Source organism: Halomonas sp. (assembly GCF_014859505.1).
In the GTDB taxonomy this organism is placed as follows: Bacteria; Pseudomonadota; Gammaproteobacteria; order Pseudomonadales; family Halomonadaceae; genus Halomonas.
The window spans coordinates 1-4515 of the sequence record NZ_JACUUD010000181.1 but is presented as its reverse complement, the minus strand read 5'-3'; the positions used below and the strand labels follow the sequence as shown (position 1 = coordinate 4515).

2 protein-coding genes and 1 pseudogene are annotated in these 4515 nt (G+C 64.7%); all 3 read left to right on the top strand.

All coding sequences use genetic code 11. The features are described from left to right. The first annotated feature begins 178 nt into the window (after nucleotides 1-178). Nucleotides 179-2647 carry an EcoAI/FtnUII family type I restriction enzme subunit R gene (gene hsdR, locus IBX53_RS14875; protein WP_290910781.1) on the top strand — a complete coding sequence of 823 codons (2469 nt, stop codon included), beginning with the start codon at nucleotides 179-181 and terminating at the stop codon, nucleotides 2645-2647. 118 nt (nucleotides 2648-2765) lie between these two features. Next, nucleotides 2766-4256: a class I SAM-dependent DNA methyltransferase gene (locus IBX53_RS14870; protein ID WP_290910778.1), complete on the top strand. Its 1491-nt coding sequence runs from the start codon at nucleotides 2766-2768 to the stop codon at nucleotides 4254-4256. Then, a pseudogene (locus IBX53_RS14865) lies at nucleotides 4253-4515 on the top strand (restriction endonuclease subunit S); the annotation flags it as partial. The gene IBX53_RS14870 and the pseudogene IBX53_RS14865, both read left to right, overlap by 4 nt.

Genomic DNA, 4515 nt, shown 5'->3' with positions numbered 1-4515 from the left:
TTCAGGCTACTGGTGGGAGATGGGCTCTGCCCGGCGAATGGCGCCGCAGGCGCCCCGGCGGTGTGGCTGGAGTCAGCTCATACCACCCATGCCTGGCACAGGATGCTTAGCTTGCTCCTGTAGCGTAAGCTTAGGTAACTACCACCGCCGCCCCGCCACCGACCAGCAGGATGCTGCCATGGACAAGAAGGCCCTCAGCGAACGGGACATCTGCACCAAGTTCATCACCCCGGCGCTGGAGCGTGCCGGCTGGGACATTCAGGTGCAGGTGCGCGAGGAGGTGTCGTTCACCGCCGGGCGCATCATCGTGCGCGGGCGGCTGCATACCCGCGGCAAGCGTCGTCGCGCCGACTACCTGCTGAGCTACCAGAAACACCAGCCCATCGCGGTGATCGAGGCCAAGGACAACAAGCATTCCCTGGGAGACGGTATGCAGCAGGCGCTGGCCTACAGCGATGCCCTGGACGTGCCCTTCGTGTTCGCCAGCAACGGCGACGGCTTCCTGTTCCACGACCGCACCGGGCTGGGCGGACAGACCGAAACCGTGCTCGGCCTCGATGACTTCCCCTCCCCGGAGGAGCTCTGGGAGCGCTACTGCCGCTACCAGGGCATCGGCCCCACCCAGCGCCCGGTGGTGGAGCAGCCCTACTACGATGACGGCAGCGGCCGCAGCCCGCGCTACTACCAGCGCATCGCCATCAATCGCGCCGTGGAGTCGGTGGCCCGCGGCCAGGACCGCATCCTGCTGGTGATGGCCACCGGCACCGGCAAGACCTTCACCGCCTTCCAGATCATCTGGCGGCTGTGGAAGGCCAAGCAGAAGAAACGCATCCTCTTCCTGGCCGACCGCAACATCCTGGTCGACCAGACCAAGAACAACGACTTCAAGCCGTTCGGCCAGGCGATGACCAAGGTCACCCACCGCACGGTGGACAAGTCCTACGAGATCTACCTCTCGCTCTACCAGGCGGTGACCGGCAGCGAGGAAGAGCAGAACATCTACAAGCAGTTCTCGCCGGACTTCTTCGACCTGATCGTCATCGACGAATGCCACCGCGGCAGCGCGGCGGTGGATTCCGCCTGGCGCGCGATCCTCGACTACTTCTCCTCGGCCACCCATATCGGCCTGACCGCCACGCCCAAGGAGACGAAGGAAGTCTCCAACATCGATTACTTCGGCGAGCCGGTCTACACCTACTCGCTCAGGCAGGGCATCGAGGACGGCTTCCTCGCCCCCTACAAGGTGGTGCGGGTGGACATCGACCGCGACCTGCAGGGCTGGCGGCCCAGCAAGGGCCAGGTGGACAAGCTCGGCCAGGAGATCGAGGACCGCATCTACAACCAGAAGGATTTCGACAAGCAGCTGGTACTGGAGAAGCGCACCGAGCTGGTGGCCCGCAAGATCACCGAGTTCCTGGAGCAGAGCGACCCCTACCAGAAGGCCATCGTCTTCTGCGAGGACATCGACCACGCCGAGCGCATGCGCCAGGCGCTGGTCAACCTCAACCCGAAGCGCGTGGCCGAGAACCGCAAGTACGTGATGCGCATCACCGGCGACGAGGCCGAGGGCAAGGCGGAGCTCGACAACTTCATCAACCCCGAGGCGCGCTATCCGGTCATCGCCACCACCAGCAAGCTGATGACCACCGGCGTCGACGCCCAGACCTGCAAGCTGATCGTGCTCGACCAGCGCATCCAGTCGATGACCGAGTTCAAGCAGATCATCGGCCGCGGCACCCGCATCAACGATGACTACCACAAGCACTGGTTCACTATTCTCGACTTCAAGAAGGCCACCGAGCTGTTCGCCGATCCGGATTTCGATGGCGACCCGGTAAAGGTCTACCAACCCAGGGGCGACGACCCCATCACGCCGGATGACGAGCTGGCCGAGGACGACGTCGCGCCCGGCGACAGCGCCGAGGCGCTCGCAGAAGCCCAGGCGGAAGGCGTCGAAGAGGGCCTCGCCGGCTACGAGCTGGAGGAAGGCGCCACCTGGCAGAGCGACGATGCCTTCGGCACCGGCTTCAGCAACGGCGAGTTCGGCGGCGAGGAGGGCCCCGCCAAGCGCGTGAAGTACGTGGTCGATGACGTGGAGGTCAGCGTGGTGGCCGAGCGGGTCCAGTACCTCGGCCCGGACGGCAAGCTGATCACCGAGAGTCTGCGCGACTACACCCGCAAGAAGGTCAAGGAGCAGTTCGCTTCGCTGGACGACTTCCTGCGCCGCTGGCACGACGCCGAGCGCAAGCAGGCGATCCTCGACGAGCTGGCCGAACAGGGCGTGCTCTGGGAGGAACTGGCGGCCGAGCTGGGCAAGGCCTGGGGCGACGAGCCCGACCCCTTCGACGTCATCTGCCATATCGCCTTCGACCGCCCGCCGCTGACCCGCCGTGAGCGCGCCGAGCAGGTGAAGAAGCGCGACATCTTCACCCGCTACGAGGGCCAGGCCCGCCAGGTGCTGGAGTCGCTGGTGGAGAAATATGCCGACTCGGGGATCGAGCCCATCGAGGACCCCAAGGTGCTCACCCTGGCCCCCTTCAGCGCGATCGGCGCGCCCATGGAGCTGGTCCGCGCCTTCGGCGGCAAGCCCGGCTACACCCGTGCCGTGCACGAACTGGAGGATGCCCTCTACCAGTCCGGCGGCTGATCGGTATCCTGTCGCCATTCGCCATCGCGCCACCCGGCGTTATCCACACCCCGATGTCGGCGCTTCCGCCTGTGGATGAGCCGACATCTGCCCAGCATTGCAAGGAATCGACACCCCCATGAGCATCAGCAGCACCATCAAGTCCATCCAGGACATCATGCGCAAGGACGTGGGCGTCGACGGCGACGCCCAGCGTATCGGCCAGCTCGTCTGGATGCTGTTCCTGAAGATCTTCGACGACCGGGAGCAGGAGTGGGAGATGTTCAATGAGAACTACCGCTCGCCGATCCCGGAACCGCTGCGCTGGCGCCGCTGGGCCGCCGACCCCGAGGGCATGACCGGCGACGAGCTCAAGGACTTCGTCGACAACATGCTCTTCCCCGGCCTGCAGCAGCTGCAGCCCCGCGGCGATGACACCCGCGGCGTGGTGATCCGCAACGTCTTCGAGGACGCCTACAACTACATGAAGTCCGGCCAGCTGATGCGCCAGGTCATCAACAGGCTGCAGGACGGCATCGACTTCAACACCCAGGATGACCGCCACCAGCTCGGCGACATGTACGAGCAGATCCTCAAGGACCTGCAGAGCGCCGGCAACGCCGGAGAGTTCTACACCCCGCGGGCGGTCACCGAGTTCATGGTCAACCGGGTAGACCCCAAGCTCGACGAGATCGTGATGGACCCGGCCTGCGGCACCGGTGGCTTTCTCACCTGCACCATCGAGCACAAGCGCCACCGCTACGTGAAGACCCCGGAGGACGAGCAGACCCTGCAGCGCAGCATCCACGGCGTGGAGAAGAAGCCACTGCCCCACCTGCTGGCCACCACCAACCTGATCCTCCACGGCATCGAGGTGCCCAGCCAGATCAAGCACGACAACACCCTGGCGCGCCCGCTGATCAGCTGGGGGCCCCGCGAGCGGGTCGACGTGATCATCGCCAACCCGCCCTTCGGCGGCATGGAGGAGGATGGCATCGAGACCAACTTCCCCCAGGCCTTCCGCACCCGCGAGACCGCCGATCTGTTCCTGACACTGTTCATCCACCTGCTGAAGGAGAACGGCCGCGCCGCCGTGGTGCTGCCGGACGGCTTCCTGTTCGGCGAGGGCATGAAGACCCGCCTCAAGGAGAAGCTGCTGACCGAGTGCCACCTGCACACCATCGTTCGCCTGCCCAACGGCGTGTTCAATCCCTACACCGGCATCAAGACCAACCTGCTGTTCTTCACAAAGGGCCGGCCCACCGAGGCCGTGTGGTACTACGAGCACCCCTACCCCGAGGGCGTGAAGAACTACAGCAAGACCCGGCCGATGAAGGTCGAGGAGTTCCAGACCGAGATCGACTGGTGGGGCGACGAGCGCGACGGCTTCGCCGCCCGGGAGGAGACCGAGCAGGCCTGGAAGGTCGGCATCGAGGAGATCCAGGCCCGCAAGTACAACCTGGATATCAAGAACCCCCATCAGGGCGAGCAGATCATTCATGATCCCAAGAAACTGCTGACAAAGTACGGCCAGCAGCAGGCAGAGATCCAGGAACTGCGCGACCAGATCAAGGAGATCCTCGGCGATGCACTAAGCCACGCCACTGCCAAGGAGGGCGAACAGGTATGAGCGCGAGCGAGCTGATTACTGACCACTTCGACCTCTGGACCTGCGCCGTCACTGCCAAATCGACGGCGGGACGTGGACCCTCGTCTGGAAAGAGGGGAAAGATTGAACTGACTGGCATCAAGAAGCTGCGCGAGCTGATCCTGGAGCTGGCCGTTCGCGGCAAGCTGGTGGATCAGGACCCCAGCGACGAACCCGCCAGCGTATTGCTGGAGCGCATTGCCGAGGAGAAGGCGCGCCGGGTCAAGGAAGGGAAGATAAA

Coding starts and splice junctions, on each gene's coding strand:
- hsdR (WP_290910781.1), top strand. CDS start 179: ATGGACAAGAAGGCCCTCAGCGAACGGGACATCTGCACCAAGTTCATC.
- IBX53_RS14870 (WP_290910778.1), top strand. CDS start 2,766: ATGAGCATCAGCAGCACCATCAAGTCCATCCAGGACATCATGCGCAAG.